Annotated in this window: 12 protein-coding genes; 3 read left to right on the top strand and 9 right to left on the bottom strand. The window is 73.5% G+C overall.

Going from position 1 to position 14,518, the window contains the following annotated elements; genetic code table 11:
• The first annotated feature begins 138 nt into the window (after window positions 1-138).
• Together AB0C59_RS10130 and AB0C59_RS10125 are read left to right on the top strand one after the other, a co-directional pair.
• The gene (locus AB0C59_RS10130; RefSeq protein WP_363002587.1) at window positions 139-837 is read left to right on the top strand and encodes an ABC transporter ATP-binding protein; all 699 of its coding nucleotides are present in this window, start codon (window positions 139-141) and stop codon (window positions 835-837) included.
• Window positions 834-3,059, top strand: coding sequence for a hypothetical protein (locus tag AB0C59_RS10125; RefSeq protein ID WP_363002585.1), 2,226 nt, complete (start codon window positions 834-836; stop codon window positions 3,057-3,059). The genes AB0C59_RS10130 and AB0C59_RS10125 overlap by 4 nt, the downstream gene beginning before the upstream one ends.
• Before the next feature lie 61 nt (window positions 3,060-3,120).
• On the opposite strand, the gene AB0C59_RS10120 is transcribed toward AB0C59_RS10125, so the two are convergent.
• The 9 genes from AB0C59_RS10120 to AB0C59_RS10080 form a co-directional block, all read right to left on the bottom strand.
• Window positions 3,121-3,945: a DUF4232 domain-containing protein gene (locus AB0C59_RS10120; protein ID WP_363002583.1), complete on the bottom strand. Its 825-nt coding sequence runs from the start codon at window positions 3,943-3,945 to the stop codon at window positions 3,121-3,123.
• A 211-nt stretch (window positions 3,946-4,156) separates the two neighbouring features.
• Entirely contained in the window at window positions 4,157-5,623 is a 1,467-nt protein-coding gene (locus AB0C59_RS10115; protein ID WP_363002581.1) for an aldehyde dehydrogenase (NADP(+)), read from the bottom strand.
• Window positions 5,624-5,684: 61 nt separating this feature from the next.
• Complete coding sequence (locus AB0C59_RS10110) at window positions 5,685-6,686, bottom strand: proline racemase family protein (protein ID WP_363002579.1); 1,002 nt, start codon at window positions 6,684-6,686, stop codon at window positions 5,685-5,687.
• Window positions 6,686-7,618, bottom strand: coding sequence for a dihydrodipicolinate synthase family protein (locus AB0C59_RS10105; protein WP_363002577.1), 933 nt, complete (start codon window positions 7,616-7,618; stop codon window positions 6,686-6,688). The genes AB0C59_RS10110 and AB0C59_RS10105 overlap by 1 nt, the downstream gene beginning before the upstream one ends.
• A gap of 43 nt (window positions 7,619-7,661) precedes the next feature.
• Window positions 7,662-9,134, bottom strand: coding sequence for an FAD-dependent oxidoreductase (locus AB0C59_RS10100; RefSeq protein WP_363002575.1), 1,473 nt, complete (start codon window positions 9,132-9,134; stop codon window positions 7,662-7,664).
• A complete protein-coding gene (locus tag AB0C59_RS10095; protein ID WP_363002573.1) occupies window positions 9,134-9,460 on the bottom strand; it encodes a (2Fe-2S)-binding protein in 327 nt (108 codons plus the stop codon). The genes AB0C59_RS10100 and AB0C59_RS10095 overlap by 1 nt, the downstream gene beginning before the upstream one ends.
• 4 nt (window positions 9,461-9,464) lie before the next feature.
• The gene (locus tag AB0C59_RS10090) at window positions 9,465-10,661 is read right to left on the bottom strand and encodes an FAD-dependent oxidoreductase (RefSeq protein WP_363002571.1); all 1,197 of its coding nucleotides are present in this window, start codon (window positions 10,659-10,661) and stop codon (window positions 9,465-9,467) included.
• A gap of 51 nt (window positions 10,662-10,712) precedes the next feature.
• Window positions 10,713-11,321: an XRE family transcriptional regulator gene (locus tag AB0C59_RS10085; protein ID WP_363002569.1), complete on the bottom strand. Its 609-nt coding sequence runs from the start codon at window positions 11,319-11,321 to the stop codon at window positions 10,713-10,715.
• Between the two features lie 61 nt (window positions 11,322-11,382).
• The gene (locus tag AB0C59_RS10080) at window positions 11,383-13,488 is read right to left on the bottom strand and encodes a SpoIIE family protein phosphatase (RefSeq protein ID WP_363002567.1); all 2,106 of its coding nucleotides are present in this window, start codon (window positions 13,486-13,488) and stop codon (window positions 11,383-11,385) included.
• Window positions 13,489-13,708: 220 nt separating this feature from the next.
• Between AB0C59_RS10080 and ppk2 the strand changes: the two genes are divergently transcribed.
• Entirely contained in the window at window positions 13,709-14,512 is an 804-nt protein-coding gene (gene ppk2, locus AB0C59_RS10075) for a polyphosphate kinase 2 (protein WP_363002565.1), read from the top strand.
• Window positions 14,513-14,518: the final 6 nt, after the last annotated feature.

Genomic DNA, 14,518 nt, shown 5'->3' with positions numbered 1-14,518 from the left:
CGAAGCAGGCATTCCGGTTGCGCGCGTCGCGTAAAAGATGCCTCAAAAGGCTCCCCCACCGGCGGCGACCTGCTCCCGCGTCCAGAATGAAGCGCTCGGCTGGACGGTTGCCGAGCGGATGTCTCCTGGGGGAAGTGGATGAGCGGCATGATGCCGGACCAGCCCGTGCTTGCCGTGCGCGGGCTGCGATACGAGGTCGCAGACCGCGTATTGCTCGACGGAGCGGACCTCGAGGTCGCACCCGGGGAATCGGTGGCGGTCGTCGGGCCGAGCGGCAGCGGCAAGAGCACCCTGCTGGGCTGTGTGCTGGGGCTGATCCGGCCGTCCTCGGGCTCGGTGAGCGTTGCCGGCGCCGACGTGACGCGCATGAGGCGGCGTGCTCTGGAACGGCACCGCAGCGGCCACATCGGAGTCGTCTTCCAGTTCGGCGAACTGCTCCCGGAGCTGACACCCGTGGAGAACGTCGCTCTGGCCGCTCTGCTGGCGGGCACCGGTGCTCGCCAGGCGTACGCGCGAGCGGAGGAACTGCTGGCCGAGCTGGGTGTTCCCGTCAAGGGAGTGCCCACCGGCCGGCTCTCCGGTGGTGAACGGCAACGAGCCGCGGTCGCACGGGCCTTGATGAACGAGCCGGCCCTGCTGCTGGCCGACGAACCGACCGGCGCCCTGGACTCGGCCACCCGGGACACCGTGGCGGACCTGCTGTTCTCGGTACCGAAGAAGTGGAACTGCGCGATGGTCGTGGTGACCCACGATGTCGAGGTCGCCCACAGGGCGGACCGGCTGCTGGAGCTCAGGCGGGCGGCGTTGGTGCCCTACGCCGTGGAGGGTCGAGCATGAGCGGAACGTCTCTTTCCGCGCAACTGCTGCGTATGGGGTGGGCCGCGGGACGGCGTACCGGCGACGGAGCGGTCCGCGCCGTCGCCCTGCTCCTCGCGGCAGCCTCGCTGGCGCTCGGCCTGTCCGCGGTGGCGGCGGTGTGCGCGGCCTACGACGGGATGGAGCGCCGCACGGGCGAGCGCGCGCTGCAGTTCCAGGACGCATTTCCCGACCGTCCGGCCGTGGCGCTCGCCAGGAGCGACTTCGACGAGGTGGAAGGACGCCAGTACAGCCTCGTCTACCTTCGCCCGCTGTCCACGGACACTCCACTTCCGCCAGGGATCGACCGGTGGCCCGCGCCCGGCCAGGCGGTGCTGTCACCGCAGCTGGACCAAGCACTGCGCGCCGAGGGAGCGCCGTCCAGGCTCGGCCGGGTGGTCGGCTTCATCCATCAGTCCGGGCTCGCCGGTCCAGGCGAGCGGTACGCCTATGTCAATCCCACGGACAAGCAGTTCGACAAGGCCGGATTCTCGCGCGTCGTCGGGTTCGGGAAGGAGCGGGGGTTGCCTGCGGGCGATGTCCTGTTCGTGTCCGGCCGAGGCAAGTTGCTCACCGCGCTGTATCTGATTCTGCTGCCTGCCGGCGTGCTGGCCGTCGTCGCCGCGCGCATGGGGTCGGCAGGCAGGGACAAACGCACCGCGCTGATCAGCGCGTTGGGGGGCGGCTCGCGTCATCGCCTCGCTCTCACCCTCGGAGAGTCGGCGGTACCGGTGCTGGCCGGTGCGGTGCTGGGTGCCCTTCCGGCCTTCCTCGTGATGACGACGGACCACGTGCGTCTGCCCTGGATCGGCTACTGGCTGTCCGGTGCCGACCTGCGGCACTGGTGGTGGGGCGCCGCCCTGGCAGGGTGTGTGGGAGCGATCGGCACGCTGGTCCTCGTCGGCGTGATGCACCGACCCGGCGGACGGGGAGGAACCCGGCCCGTGCAACTGTCGGCGCGCCGGGGACGGGCCATCCGTTGGGCGGCCCTGGCCTGTCCGCTGCTGATCTTCGCCACGGTCCGAGGTCCGGCGCTCCTTGATCCCGCACAGTACGCGGACCTCCGGATGAAGCTGTACAACGCGGGTGTGGTCGCTGTAATGGCCACCTTCCCCTGCGCGGTCGCCCTCGGAGCGGGCGCGGCGGGCTCCAGGATCGCCGATTCGGTCCGCAGGACAGGCAGTTCGGGCGCCCTGGTCTCCGGCAGGCGCATGGCCGCTCACCCAGGGGTGACCGCGCGCCTGGTCGCCGGAGTGGGGATCGCAATGGTGCTGGTCAGCCAGGTCCAGCTGAAGACCTCACAGTTCGGTGCGAGCGCGCAGGCCGCTCAGGAGACGGCTCGCCGCATCGGGCACAGCGTCGTGCTCCTTCAGGTCGATCCGAGCAGACTCTCCCCGAACCAGCTCGCAGGCGCGCTTCGGCGACTGCCGGAGAACACGGAGAGCTTCGCCCTGTACCCCCCGACGGGCCCCGCCTCCGACGGACTTCCCCGCGTCCAGGCGCCCTGCCCCGCCCTCCGATCCGTGAAGCTGCCCTGCTCGCGGCAGGTCACCACCACCGGCACAGCCCTGGCGACCCCGCGGATCGCCGAAGCGGTGCGCTGGTCGCTCCCGACCGATGAACGCATCGCCGTACAGGAAGGGGACGTCCTCCCAGGCGACATGAAGAAGGCACCGTCGAATCTGGTCCTGACCTCCTCCGACGGCCGGGACATGGACTACGACCAGATCAAACGGCTGTTCAGGGACGACCTCCCCGTCGCGGCCGTCACCGCGGAGCTGCCGGGCGAGGGGTGGCTGGTGGGCGCACGGAACGGAGCGGCACACGGCAGATGGGTCACCTTCCTCGGCGTTCCGGGCCTGCTCATCGTCGCCGTGGCCGCGACTCTCGGGAATCTCGCCGAGTTCCTGCGGCTCAGCCTCCTGCTCGCGCCGCTGAGCGTGCTGACCGGTCGGCGACGGATCTACTACTCGGCCTCCGCCTGGGCTCTGCTCGCCCCGCTCCTGGCGGCGACGGCCGCCGGCGTCGTCGTCGCGGCCTGGCTGGCCACTCCCCAGGAGAGTCCCGTCGACGGCATCGGGCTGTCCGGCGGCACGTTGTCCGTCACTGCGGGGGCCCTGGCCGTGCTGGCTGTCCTCACCTGGTGGTGGGGCGCCCGTGCGGCACTGAGGCAGACGGCCCAGTGGCGTCCCTACGGGGATTAGGAGTGGCCGACCGCATGCGGTCACGCCGAAGGGGCGGGGCGGAGCGGCCGGTCAGGGAGGGCTACTCGACGGTCACGGTGGTGGTGGCGGTGGTACCGGCGGTGGGGCACTGCGCGCTGACGTAGTAGACGCCGTCGACGTCGGCGATCTCCGGGAAGCCCTGCAGAGTGGGCCGGTCGGCGGAGGGGACCAGGTCGGTGGAGCCGTCGACGAAGGCGTTCGACGTGACCGAGGCGTCGGTGTCGTCCTCGCAGCCGGAGACGACGACGTCCGCGGTGTCCCCCGCGTGCAGCGGGCCGGTCGTCGGTCCGTAGTCGGTGAGCCTGTGGACGGAGACCTTGAGCGGCCGCGCCGGGGCCGGCTGGGCGGCGAGGGCGGTGGCACGCAGGACGCCGGCGTCGATGGCGCCCGGGGTGAAGCGGACCGTGAGGTCGCCTCGCCCGCGGGGCGCGGTGACCTTGAGGTAGGAGGGGGTGATCGACCTGTCGCCCTGGGGGGCGTTCCAGGACAGGCTCGCGGTGGCGGCCTGTCCGGGCCTGAGCGTCACGGTGCGGGGGCCGGGGTCGCGCTGGAAGTAGGTGGAACCCCACACCACGTCGACGGCCTGGTTCCGGTGCCTGGCGTCCTGGACGCTCAGACGGGGATATCCGCGCACGGTGCACGTGCGGTACGAGTCGTTGGTCAGGGTGAGGGTCTGCCCGAAGTTGCCGGCACCCGCCTGGGCGTCCCGCAGGGAAGCCGTCAGGTCGGCGGTGCGGCAGGAGGGCGCCCACGCGGTGGGGCCGGTGTCGGCCGAGGCGCTGCCTGCCATGCCGGTGACCAGCAGGGCGGCCGCGGCCGCTCCCGCGGCCGAGATCGTCGCCTTGCGGGTGCGTCGTGCGGTCATGGGGGTCTCTCTTTCGCGGTGTCTGCCGGGCCGCGCGGCCCGGGGAATGCACTTCCGTGATGTGGCCCACACACGGCGGTGCGGTTCCCACACCTGGTGATGACGAGAGCCCGGGGCGGCGGGTTCATCCCCCATGGCAGCAATAAATAATATTTACTTTGCAAAATGATCTTTTGTCCGGTCTGCTCCGCCCACCGGGCGGCCGCGGCGGCTACCCGTCGACCCGTTGGGGCACGCCCCAGGGGTTGTCGTCGCGCAGCGGCGGCGGCAGCAGCCGCTGCGGCCACGACTGGTAGGCGACGGGCCGCAGGAACCGCTCGATCGCGGCGGTGCCGACCGAGGTGGTGGCGGGCGCGGTGGTGGCGGGGAACGGTCCACCGTGCTGCATGGCGTGGGTGACCGAGACGCCGGTGGGCCACGCGTTCCACAGCACTCGGCCGCTGCGCGCGGCCAGCGCCGCGATCAGATCGGCGAGGTCGCCGTGCTCGTGCGGCTCACCGTGCAGGGATGCGGTGAGCTGCCCCGGCAGCGAGGTCACCGCGGCGGCCACGTCCCCGAGCCGCTCGTACGTCACCACCAGGCCGAGCGGCCCGAAGCACTCCTCGGCCGCGGCCCGGGGGTCGGCGGCGAACGCGGCCAGGTCCAGGGTGAGCAGCCGGGGGGCCGTCGACGCCTCGTCCTTCGGCCACACCAGCCGTCGTACGCCCGGCAGGGCGGCGAGTCGCCGCGCGCCGTCCCCGTACGCTTCGGCGATCCGGTCCCCCAGCATCGGCAGGGCGGGAGCCCGGGACAGCGGCTCTGTGAGCGCGTCGAGCAGATCGCCGTCGGCCGGGGCGAACAGCAGGCCGGGGTTGGTGCAGAACTGACCCGCGCCCAGGGTGAGCGAGCCCGCCCAGCCCTCGGCGATCTCCGCACTCCGGGCGCGGGCCGCGCCCGGAGTGACCACGACGGGGTTGACGCTGCCCAGTTCCCCGTAGAACGGGATCGGCTCCGGGCGTTCGGCGGCGACGCGGGCGAGCGTCAGGCCGACCCTCGTGGAGCCGGTGAAGGCGGCTGCCCGCAGGGCCGGGTGGCGCAGTGCGTCGGTCCCGGCCCGCTGCCCTTCGATCAGGGCGAACACCCCTTCGGGTACGTCGGCGCGGGCCATCGCCTGCCGGATGACCCCGGCGGTGCGGTACGACAGTTCGGGGTGGCCGGGGTGCGCCTTGACCACCACCGGGCAGCCCGCGGCCCAGGCGGAGGCGGTGTCACCGCCCGCCACGCCGAAGGCGAAGGGGAAGTTGCCGGCCGCGAACACCAGGACCGGGCCGAGCGCGACGCGGTAGCGGCGCAGATCGGGTCGCGGCCCGGTGGGCCATCGGGGGTCGGGTCGGTCGATACGGACGTCGAGGGCCTCCCCGGTGCGCACCAGGTCGGCGAAGAGCCGCAGTTGGAAGACCGTGCGGGTCAACTCGCCGTCCAGGCGGGCCGCGCCGAGACGGGTCTCGGTGTCGGCCAGGGCGACCAACTCGGGGCGCTCCCCTTCGAGAGCGCCCGCCACGGCTTCGAGGACGCGGGCGCGGGCCGTCGGGGCCGCGTCGGCCCATGCCCGGGCCGAGGCGGAGGCCGCGGCCACCACCCGGTCGGGCTCGGGTGCGACCGCGTTCCAGGTGCTTCGAGCCGAGGCTGAACGGGACATGGCGGGCTCTCCGGTGGTCTCGTGCGGAGTGAGGGGGATGAGGGGTGAGGGGTGCCCTTTTCTAGAGCACGAATCCGTGCGGGAAGGGGTCGGTCGGGTCCAGCAGGTGGGTGGCGGTGGCGGTGATCCAGGCGCGGCCGGAGAACTCGGGGACCACGGCGGGCAGGGCGCCGACGTGTGTCGTCGCGAGCAGGCGGCCGGTGAACTCGGTGCCGATGAAGGACTCGTTGACGAAGTCGGTGTGCAGGTCGAGCTCGCCGCGTGCGTGCAACTGGGCCATGCGGGCGCACGTTCCGGTGCCGCAGGGCGAGCGGTCGAACCAGCCCGGGTGGATGGCCATGGCGTTGCGTGAGCGGCGTGCGGTGGAGTCCGGGGCGAGGAACTGCACGTGCTTGCACCCTTGGATGAGGGGGTCGACCGGGTGCACCGGCCGGTTCCGCTCGTCGATGGAGCGCATGACGGCCAGTCCGGCGGCGAGGATCTCGTGCTTGCGCCCGCGGTCGAACGGCAGCCCGAGCCGGTCGAGTTCGACGATGGCGTAGAAGTTGCCGCCGTAGGCCATGTCGTAGCGGACCTCGCCCAGACCGGGGACCTGGACCGTCGCGTCGAGTTCGAGGGCGAAGGCGTCCACGTTGCGCAGGGTGACCTGGGCGGCGCGGCCGTCGGTGACCGCGACCCGCGCCTCGACCAGCCCCGCGGGCGTGTCGAGGCGGACCCGGGTCTCCGGCTCGGTCACCTCGACCATCCCCGTCTCCACGAGGACGGTGGCCACGCCGACAGTGCCGTGCCCGCACATCGGCAGGAATCCGCTGACCTCGATGTAGAGCACGCCCCAGTCGGCGTCCGGGCGGGTGGGGGGCTGCAGGATCGCCCCGCTCATGGCGGAGTGCCCGCGCGGCTCGTCCACCAGGAACCGGCGCAGCCCGTCCAGGTTCTCCACGGCGTGGCGGCGCCGCTCGGCCATGGTGTCGCCGGGGACGGGACCCACCCCGCCGGTGACCACGCGGGTGGGCATGCCCTCGGTGTGGGAGTCGACCACACTGATCGTGCGGACGGACCGCATCAGGCGGACTGCTTCTCGAGCGCCGCGACGGCACGGGCCATGTCGGCCTGGACCCGCTCGCGCAGATCCGCGCCCAGCGGGCCGCGCGGCGGCCTGCAGGGCCCGCCGAACCGGCCGACCAGGTCCATGCCGAGCTTGACGGCCTGGACGAACTCGGTGCGCGAGTCCCAGCGGAAGGCGGCGACCAGGGACTCGTACAGGGCGCGGGCCTCGGAGACCCTGCCGGTCACGGCGAGGTCGTACAGGCGCGCCGACTCCGCGGGGAAGACGTTCGGGAAGCCGGCGAACCAGCCGGTGGCGCCCATCAGCAGGCTTTCCAGGAGGAGGTCGTCGGCGCCGCTGACGACCTCGATGCCGGGTGCCCGCTCCCTGATCTCCAGAACGCGCCGGACGTCGCCGGAGAACTCCTTCACGGCGACGACGTTGTCGATGCGGGCGATCTCCGCGAGCAGGTCCGGGGTCAGGTCGACCCGGGTGTCGACCGGGTTGTTGTAGACCATGACCGGGAGGCCGACGCCGGCCACGGCCTCGAAGTGGGTGAGGATCTCGCCACGGTTCGCGCGATACATGGTGGGGGGCAGGCACAGCAGGGCGTCGGCACCATCCTCGGCGGCGACCTCGGCCCAGTGCCTGGCCTGGTGCGCGCCGGCGCCGTGCACGCCCACGACCACGATGCCCAGGTCGCCGACGGCCTCGATCGCCGTCCGTGCGACCGTGCGCCGCTCCTGGTCCGTCAGGGAGGTGTACTCGCCCAGCGAACCGTTCGGACCGACGCCGCGGCAGCCGCTCCGCACCAGCCAGCGGCAGTGCTCGGCGTACCGGTCGAGGTCCACGGCCAGCCCGGCCGGGGCGGACGCGTCCTCGCGGTAGGGAAGGGCGGTGGCCACGACCACGCCGCCCAGGGACAGGGCCTGACTCTTGTTGTTGCCCATGAACTCGGCTCCTCATCAAGGAAGTCGATGGGACGGTGCGGGATCAGGGAAGGTGCGGGGCGGGACCTTCGGGGGGCGGTTCGGGGGCGGCGGCCAGTTCGCTCAGCCGTAGCGGCTGGGCGATCGGGCGCCGGTGGGGTGAGCAGGCAGGCGGGCCCCCCGCGGTCCGGTCGGTGGGCTCACCGGACAGGCGGGCGTTCAGCTCGGCGACCGTGGGGCCGCAGATCCGGCCCTGGCACGGGCCGAGCCCGGCCCGTGTCTCCAGCCTGACGACCCGGGCGGCGCGGGTGGCCTCGTCGGCCGCGGCCCGGCGGATCGCGGCGTAGTCGGTCTCCTCGCACCGGCAGACGACGGTCTCGGGGCGCAGCCACTCGGGCCAGGCCGCGCCGATCGGGTGCGCCGCGGCCAGCCGTGCGGCGAACGCGCGGCCCTGGTCCCTGGCGCGGCGCAGCTGACGCGGTGCGGCCGTGTCCGGGGCGCCACCGGCGGCGAGCAGGCCGGCGAGCGCGCCTTCCGCCCGCGCGGCCGGGGCTCCCGCGATGCCGGTGATCTCGCCGACCGCGTAGACGCCGGGGCAGGTGGTCGCCTGATCGTCGTCGACGTGCACGAACTCGCCGCCGGCGGTGGTGCGCAGGGCGCATCCGGCGGCCACCGGAAGCTCCAGCCGCGGGCTGAAGCCGTGGGTGACGCAGACCGCGTCCACGGCGAGCGTGCGCTCGCTGCCCGGCACGACCGACCAGTCCGCGCGCAGCCGCGCGGTGACGACCTCCTCGACCCGCCCGTCGCCGTGCGCCCGGATCACGGCGCGACGCGTGCCGTAGGGCACCCGGTGCCGGAGCAACAGGGCCGCGTACGAACCGAGTTCACCCGCCTTCGCGGCGTGCGCCGCGAGCTGCCAGGGACGGCGCGACCAGCCACGGGCGACGGTGCCCGGCGTGTTGGCCTCCAGTACCGCGAGCACCCGGGAGCCGGCTTCCAGCAGCGTAGCGGCCACCGGGAGCAGGAACGGCCCGGTACCCGCGACGACCACGCGGTCGCCGACCACGACCCGCTCCCCCTTGGCGAGCGCCTGGGCGGCGCCGCCGGTGAAGACACCGGGCAACTCCCAGCCGGGGAAGGGAAGTACGCGGTCGTGCGCGCCCACGGCGAGCACCAGGGCGTCGGGGTCGAGCGTCGTCCGGCGCCGGTCGGAGCCGTCGGCCGGACCGCGCAGCACGTGCACCCGGGGCACCCCGGGCCGCGCGGGGCGCTCCAGCGCCCACACCGAGGACTCGGGCCACCAGGCGCACCGCGCGTGCGTGAGCACCCGGCGGCGGCGCCGGTCGAAGGCCCGCCACCCGTGCCGCGGCGCCCGCGACCGGAAGGCGTCGTACTCGGCGGGGGGCATCCGGTGGTACTGGCCGCCGGGCCGGTCCGCCGAGTCGAGCAGGGTCACCCGGGCGCCCGCGCTCAGCGCGGCCTCCGCCGCGGCGAGACCCGCGGGTCCCGCACCGACGACCACGACATGACGAGGCATCAGCTCTCCCCCGTTCCGCCCCGTACCGGCTCCCTGGTCTGGGTGGTCACCACGTCGTTGTCGCGGGCCCGGCGCAGGCAGGCCCGCACATCGCGCTCCTCACCCACCGTCACCAGGCAGTCGAAGCAGACACCGATCCCGCAGAACACCCCGCGCGGGGCGCCGGAGCGGCCCCGGCGCCAGGCCGGCCGGCCCGCCGCGAGCAGGACTCCCGCGATGGTCTGGCCCTCGGTCCCGCCGACGGGCTCGCCGTCGACCGTGATCCGCAGGGGCCGGTCCCGCCGTCCGGCGGCGTCGGACGCGGCGCGTGCTGGTCCGGGACTCATCTCCTCACCTCGTTCGACTCGCGGTGTGCGTGCCCGCGCCGAGCACCGCCGGACGGTCCACCCGGAAGGGGGCGGCGTCCGTCTCCGTCGGCTCGTCGAGCATCAGGTTCCGCAACAGCCGTGCGGAGCCCACCGACAGGCCGATCCCGGCGCCCTCGTGTCCGCTGACGTGCCACAGCCCCGCCAGCCGCGGATCGGCGCCGATGACCGGCAGATGGTCGGGGACGTACGGCCGGAAGCCGCCGTACGCGCGCATCACCGGCACCCCGGCCAGCGTGGGGAACAGCCGCAGCGCCTTCGCGGCGACGGCCGACAGGACCTCGGGGCGCGACCGGTCGTCGAAGCCGACCCGGCGGCGTGAGGAGCCGATGAGCACGCTGCCGCCCCGGGTGGACTCCACGACCGCGGAGGTCCGCAGCTCCTCCGCGTCGCTGCCGACCGCGCCCACGTAGTCCGCGTCGTAGACCTTGTGGAAGACCATCGGCGGCAGCGGTGTCGTCACCAGGATGTCGCCGCGGCGGGGCCGCACGTCCACCGGTGCGCCGAGGCGGCCGGACAGTTCGCCGGACCAGGGGCCCGCGGCGTCGACGAACCAGTCGGCCTCCAGCAGGCCGGCGCGGGTGCGCACTCCCGTGATCCGGCCTCCTCGGGTGACCGCGCCGAGCACCTCGCAGCCCGTGTACAGCGTCGCCCCCGCCGCCAGCGCGTCGCCGAGCAGGGCACAGGCCGCGCCCGCCGGCTGCACCTGGGCGTCCTCGGGGTAGGACAGGGCCGCGGTGTGCTCCCGGGTGACGTACGGCTCGGCGTCGGCGAGCGCGTCGGCGTCCAGCGTCTCGACCCGTACCCCTGCCGCGCGTTGCCCGGCGGCCGACCGGGCCAGCTCCCGCGCGCCGTCGGGGGTGGTCGCGACGACGATGCCGCCCTTGGGCTGCCACTCCGCCGTGTGCGCGGCGTGCGGGGAGCGCTCGGCGACGGCGGCGAGCACCTCGGGCCACAGCCGCCGGGAGAGTTGGGCGAGGCGGAGTTCGGGGCCGGGCCGCTTGTCCGAGACGAGGATGTTGCCCTCGCCGTGCGAGGTGGTCGCCGCCCCTGCGCCGCCGCGGTCCACGACGACGACCTCCAGTTCGGCCAGGGCCAGTTCGCGAGCACAGGCGGCGCCCACGATCCCGGCGCCCAGCACCGCCACTCTTGTTCCGCGCATCGAACCCCCATCGTTCGCTGTACCGAACGATTCGGAACGTAGCGACGGGGGTCAGGGCGTGTCAACGGTCCCGTCGGACGTGTCCGCCAGATGCAGCCTCTGATCGGCCCGGTACTGCAGCAGCAGGACGGAGCGGACCTCGCCGTCGAGCGCCGTGTACGCGTGCGGCAGCGTCGCGTCGAACGCGACGTAGTCGCCGGGGCCCAGCTCCACCTCGCGCCCCTCCACCCGCACACCGAGCCGGCCGGCCTGTACGATGGTGTGCTCGGTCCCGACATGGCCGAGCGAGTCCTGCCGGCGGTCGGCCCGCACCCGCTGGTCGAAGACCTCGAAGACGGCGTCCCCGGCCTCGATGCGCCGCAGCGGACGCAGGTCGACCCCCTCTCCGCTGAGGGCCTCCACCTCCGCGGCGCGCACCACGGTCGGGCCGGCGGGCGGTGTCGCGTCCAGCAGGTCGGAGATCGCCACCTCCAGGACGCGCGAGAGGCTGAACACCGTCTCGATGGTGGGGTTCCCGGTGCCCGACTCCAGCTGCGACAGCGTGGCCTTCCCGATCGCCGAGCGCCGGGACAGCTCGGAGATCGACAGTCCCCGCTCGGTCCTGGCCCGTCTCAGGTTGACGGCCAGCCTTTCCCGGATCGACCCTTCACCGACGTGCACGCTGTCCCCCTTCGCACCGATCCCTGTTCGGTATAGCGTACGGAACGCCGGGCCTGTTCCGTCACGTCCGCGCGGCGGGCGTCTCGGGCAGCGCGATCTCCGCCCAGATGGTCTTGCCCGCGGCCTCATGGCGGGTGCCCCAGCGCCGGGCCAGCTGAGCGACCAGGAGCAGTCCGCGCCCGCCTTCGTCGAAGGTGCGGGCCCGCCGCAGGTGCGGGGCGGCACTGCTGCTGTCGGACACCTCGCAGATCACCGTGGTCGAGCGGATCAGGCGCAGCTGGATGGGCGGGCCGCCGTAGCGGATGGCGTTGGTGACCAGCTCGCTGACCACCAGCTCCGCGGTGAAGGTCGTCTCGTCCAGTCCCCAGTCCGCGAGCCGGCGGGTCACCGAGGCGCGCACGCCGGCCACGGCGGCGGGGTCGTCGGCCAGCTCCCAGGTGGCGACCTGGCGGGAGTCCAGTGCGCGGGTACGGGCGACCAGCAGGGCCACGTCGTCCGTGGGCCGGCCGGACAGCAGGCTGCCGAGGACGACGTCGCACACCTCCTCCAGCCGGTCGGCCGGCATGGCCAGGGCCCGCCGCAGCCGCTGGAGTCCCTCGTCGATGTCGCGGCCGTCGGCTTCGAGCAGGCCGTCGGTGTACAGCGCGAGCACACTGCCCTCGGGCAGTTCGCGCTCCACGGCCTCGAAGGGCAGGCCGCCCACTCCCAGCGGCGGCCCGGGCGACACGTCGAGGAAGTCGACCCTGCCGTCGGGGGTGACCAGGGCGGGCGGGGAATGACCGGCGCTGGCGACGGCGCAGCGGCGGGAGACGGGGTCGTAGACCACGTACAGGCAGGTGGCGATGAGATCGGTGACGATCTCCAGGTCGGGATCGACGGCCGTGTCCTCCTCCGCCGCGAGATGGGTGACCAGGTCGTCCAGGTGGACGAGGAGCTCCTGCGGCGGCAGGTCGACGTCGGCCAGGGTGCGCACCGCGGTGCGCAGCCGCCCCATGGTGGCCGACGCGCGCAGTCCGTGGCCCACCACGTCACCGACGACCAGGGCCACCCGGGCTCCCGACAGCGCGATCACGTCGAACCAGTCGCCGCCGACACCGGCCCGCGAGTGGGCGGGCAGATAGCGGGAGGCCGCCCGCACCGCCTCCTGGTCCGCCGGCTGCTGGGGCAGCAGGCTGCGCTGCAGGGCCTCGGCGGTGGTGCGCTCACGGGTGTAGCGGCGGGCGTTGTCGATGGCCACGGCGGCGCGTGCGGCGATGTCCTCGGCGAGGACGAGGTCGTCGTCGGTGAAGGAGGCCCGGCGCCGGTGGCGGACGAGCACGGCCACCCCCAGGGTGATGCCGCGGGCGTTCAACGGCACCACGATGACGGAGTGGATCCCGTGGTCGAGGACCCTCGCGGCGCGCTGCGGGTCTCCTTGCGCCCATCGGGCGACGGACCGGTCGATGGTGCGGTGCAGGGAGGGCAGGCCGCTCGACAGGGCGCGGACGGGCGGCGAGGACTGCGGATAGTAGTCCACCTCGCCGATCCCCACCACCGATTCGGGGACGCCAGGAAGAACCGACTGGTGTGCGGCGCGCAGCAGGGCCAGTCCCTCGGCGGCCGGTCGGGGCTCCACGCCGCGGAACAGCGAGTCCAGCAGGTCCACGGTGACGAAGTCGGCCAGGCGGCCCGCCACCACGTCGGCCATCTCCTGGGCGGTGCGGGTCACGTCCAGGGTGCTCCCCACCCGGGCTCCGACCTCGTTCAGCAGGGCGAGGCGCTCCCGTGCCGCGTACTCCGCGGTCAGGTCCACGGCGGTGAACTGCACATGCCGGACCTGGCCTGTCGCGTCCCGCAGCGGGGACAGGGTCACCGACCAGACCCGCTCGCCGGGGTCGGTCCGGCCCTCGACGCGCACCTCCAGATGCGCGGACGCGCCCGTCCTGACCACCCGGCGCATCCCCGCCTCCACCTCCTCGTAGGCCGCGTCGGGCATGAACTGCGTGAACCGCCGGCCGCGCATCCCGTCCTCGGTCAGGCCCGCCTCGTCCGCCATGCCCCTGCTCGCCCGTAGGACGCGCTGCTCGGCGTCGCAGATCGCCACCGGTACATGGCACTGGAGGAAGGCCTCCTGCACCATCGCGTCCCCCGCGCGTCGATGCGGCTTCTCCCCAGGCATGGACACCATCTGCCCTCCGCGGACCGGTGACGGACCTTTGACCACCCCCCAGTCCTGCTTCCTGTCTACCGCTGTTTCCCCCCGTACGCAGGGCGGGGACGCGCACACGCGGCGGCCGCGCGGCTCCCGAGGGTACGGCGCCGCTGTTCGTGGGAACGTACAGTGGCGTCCAGGCTCCCGATCCGGGGGGACGGGTGTCTCCGTGCGTCGTCGAGGCAGGAGGTGCGGCATGGCCGGCAGGGAGACGGTGGCGCTGCCGCGCAAGGTGTACGAGAGGGAACTGCTGCGCCTGCAGGCGGAGTTGGTGAGGCTGCAGGAGTGGGTGCGGGCGGAGGGCGCCCGCGTGGTCATCGTGTTCGAGGGGCGTGACGCGGCGGGCAAGGGGAGCACCATCAAGCGGGTCACGGAGCACCTCAATCCCCGCGTGGCACGGGTCGCCGCACTGCCCAGGCCGACCGAGCGCGAGCGCACCCAGTGGTACTTCCAGCGGTACGTCGAGCATCTGCCGGCCGCCGGGGAGATCGTGCTCTTCGACCGCTCCTGGTACAACCGGGCCGGTGTCGAGCACGTGATGGGCTTCTGCACCGGTGCCGAGTACCAGCGGTTCCTGCGGCAGTGCCCCCTGTTCGAGCGGATGCTGGTGGAGGACGGGATCCTGCTGCGCAAGTACTGGTTCTCGGTGAGCGACGCCGAGCAGCAGGACCGGTTCCGGCGCCGCCTGGAGGACCCGCTGCGCCGGTGGAAGCTGTCACCGATGGACCTGGAGTCGATCACCCGCTGGGAGGCGTACTCCCGGGCCAAGGACGAGATGCTGGTGCACACCGACATCCCGGAGGCGCCGTGGTACGTCGTGGAGAGCGACGACAAGCGCCGGGCCCGGCTGAACATGATCGCCCATCTGCTCTCGTCGGTGCCGTACCACGAGGTGCCGCCGCCGGTGCTGGAGCTGCCGCCCCGGCCCGCCTCGACCGGCTACCGGCGCTCACCGCGCGACCTGCAGACGTACGTCCCCGATCACGCGGCGGGTCTGTGAGCGGTC

This window comes from Streptomyces sp. NPDC048664 (assembly GCF_040650555.1).
Taxonomy (GTDB): Bacteria; Actinomycetota; Actinomycetes; order Streptomycetales; family Streptomycetaceae; genus Streptomyces.
Note: the sequence above shows the minus strand (reverse complement) of the source record. Positions and strands in the feature narration are given on the sequence as shown.

Coding starts and splice junctions, on each gene's coding strand:
- AB0C59_RS10130 (WP_363002587.1), top strand. CDS start 139: ATGAGCGGCATGATGCCGGACCAGCCCGTGCTTGCCGTGCGCGGGCTG.
- AB0C59_RS10125 (WP_363002585.1), top strand. CDS start 834: ATGAGCGGAACGTCTCTTTCCGCGCAACTGCTGCGTATGGGGTGGGCC.
- AB0C59_RS10120 (WP_363002583.1), bottom strand. CDS start 3,945: ATGACCGCACGACGCACCCGCAAGGCGACGATCTCGGCCGCGGGAGCG.
- AB0C59_RS10115 (WP_363002581.1), bottom strand. CDS start 5,623: ATGTCCCGTTCAGCCTCGGCTCGAAGCACCTGGAACGCGGTCGCACCC.
- AB0C59_RS10110 (WP_363002579.1), bottom strand. CDS start 6,686: ATGCGGTCCGTCCGCACGATCAGTGTGGTCGACTCCCACACCGAGGGC.
- AB0C59_RS10105 (WP_363002577.1), bottom strand. CDS start 7,618: ATGGGCAACAACAAGAGTCAGGCCCTGTCCCTGGGCGGCGTGGTCGTG.
- AB0C59_RS10100 (WP_363002575.1), bottom strand. CDS start 9,134: ATGCCTCGTCATGTCGTGGTCGTCGGTGCGGGACCCGCGGGTCTCGCC.
- AB0C59_RS10095 (WP_363002573.1), bottom strand. CDS start 9,460: ATGAGTCCCGGACCAGCACGCGCCGCGTCCGACGCCGCCGGACGGCGG.
- AB0C59_RS10090 (WP_363002571.1), bottom strand. CDS start 10,661: ATGCGCGGAACAAGAGTGGCGGTGCTGGGCGCCGGGATCGTGGGCGCC.
- AB0C59_RS10080 (WP_363002567.1), bottom strand. CDS start 13,488: ATGGTGTCCATGCCTGGGGAGAAGCCGCATCGACGCGCGGGGGACGCG.
- ppk2 (WP_363002565.1), top strand. CDS start 13,709: ATGGCCGGCAGGGAGACGGTGGCGCTGCCGCGCAAGGTGTACGAGAGG.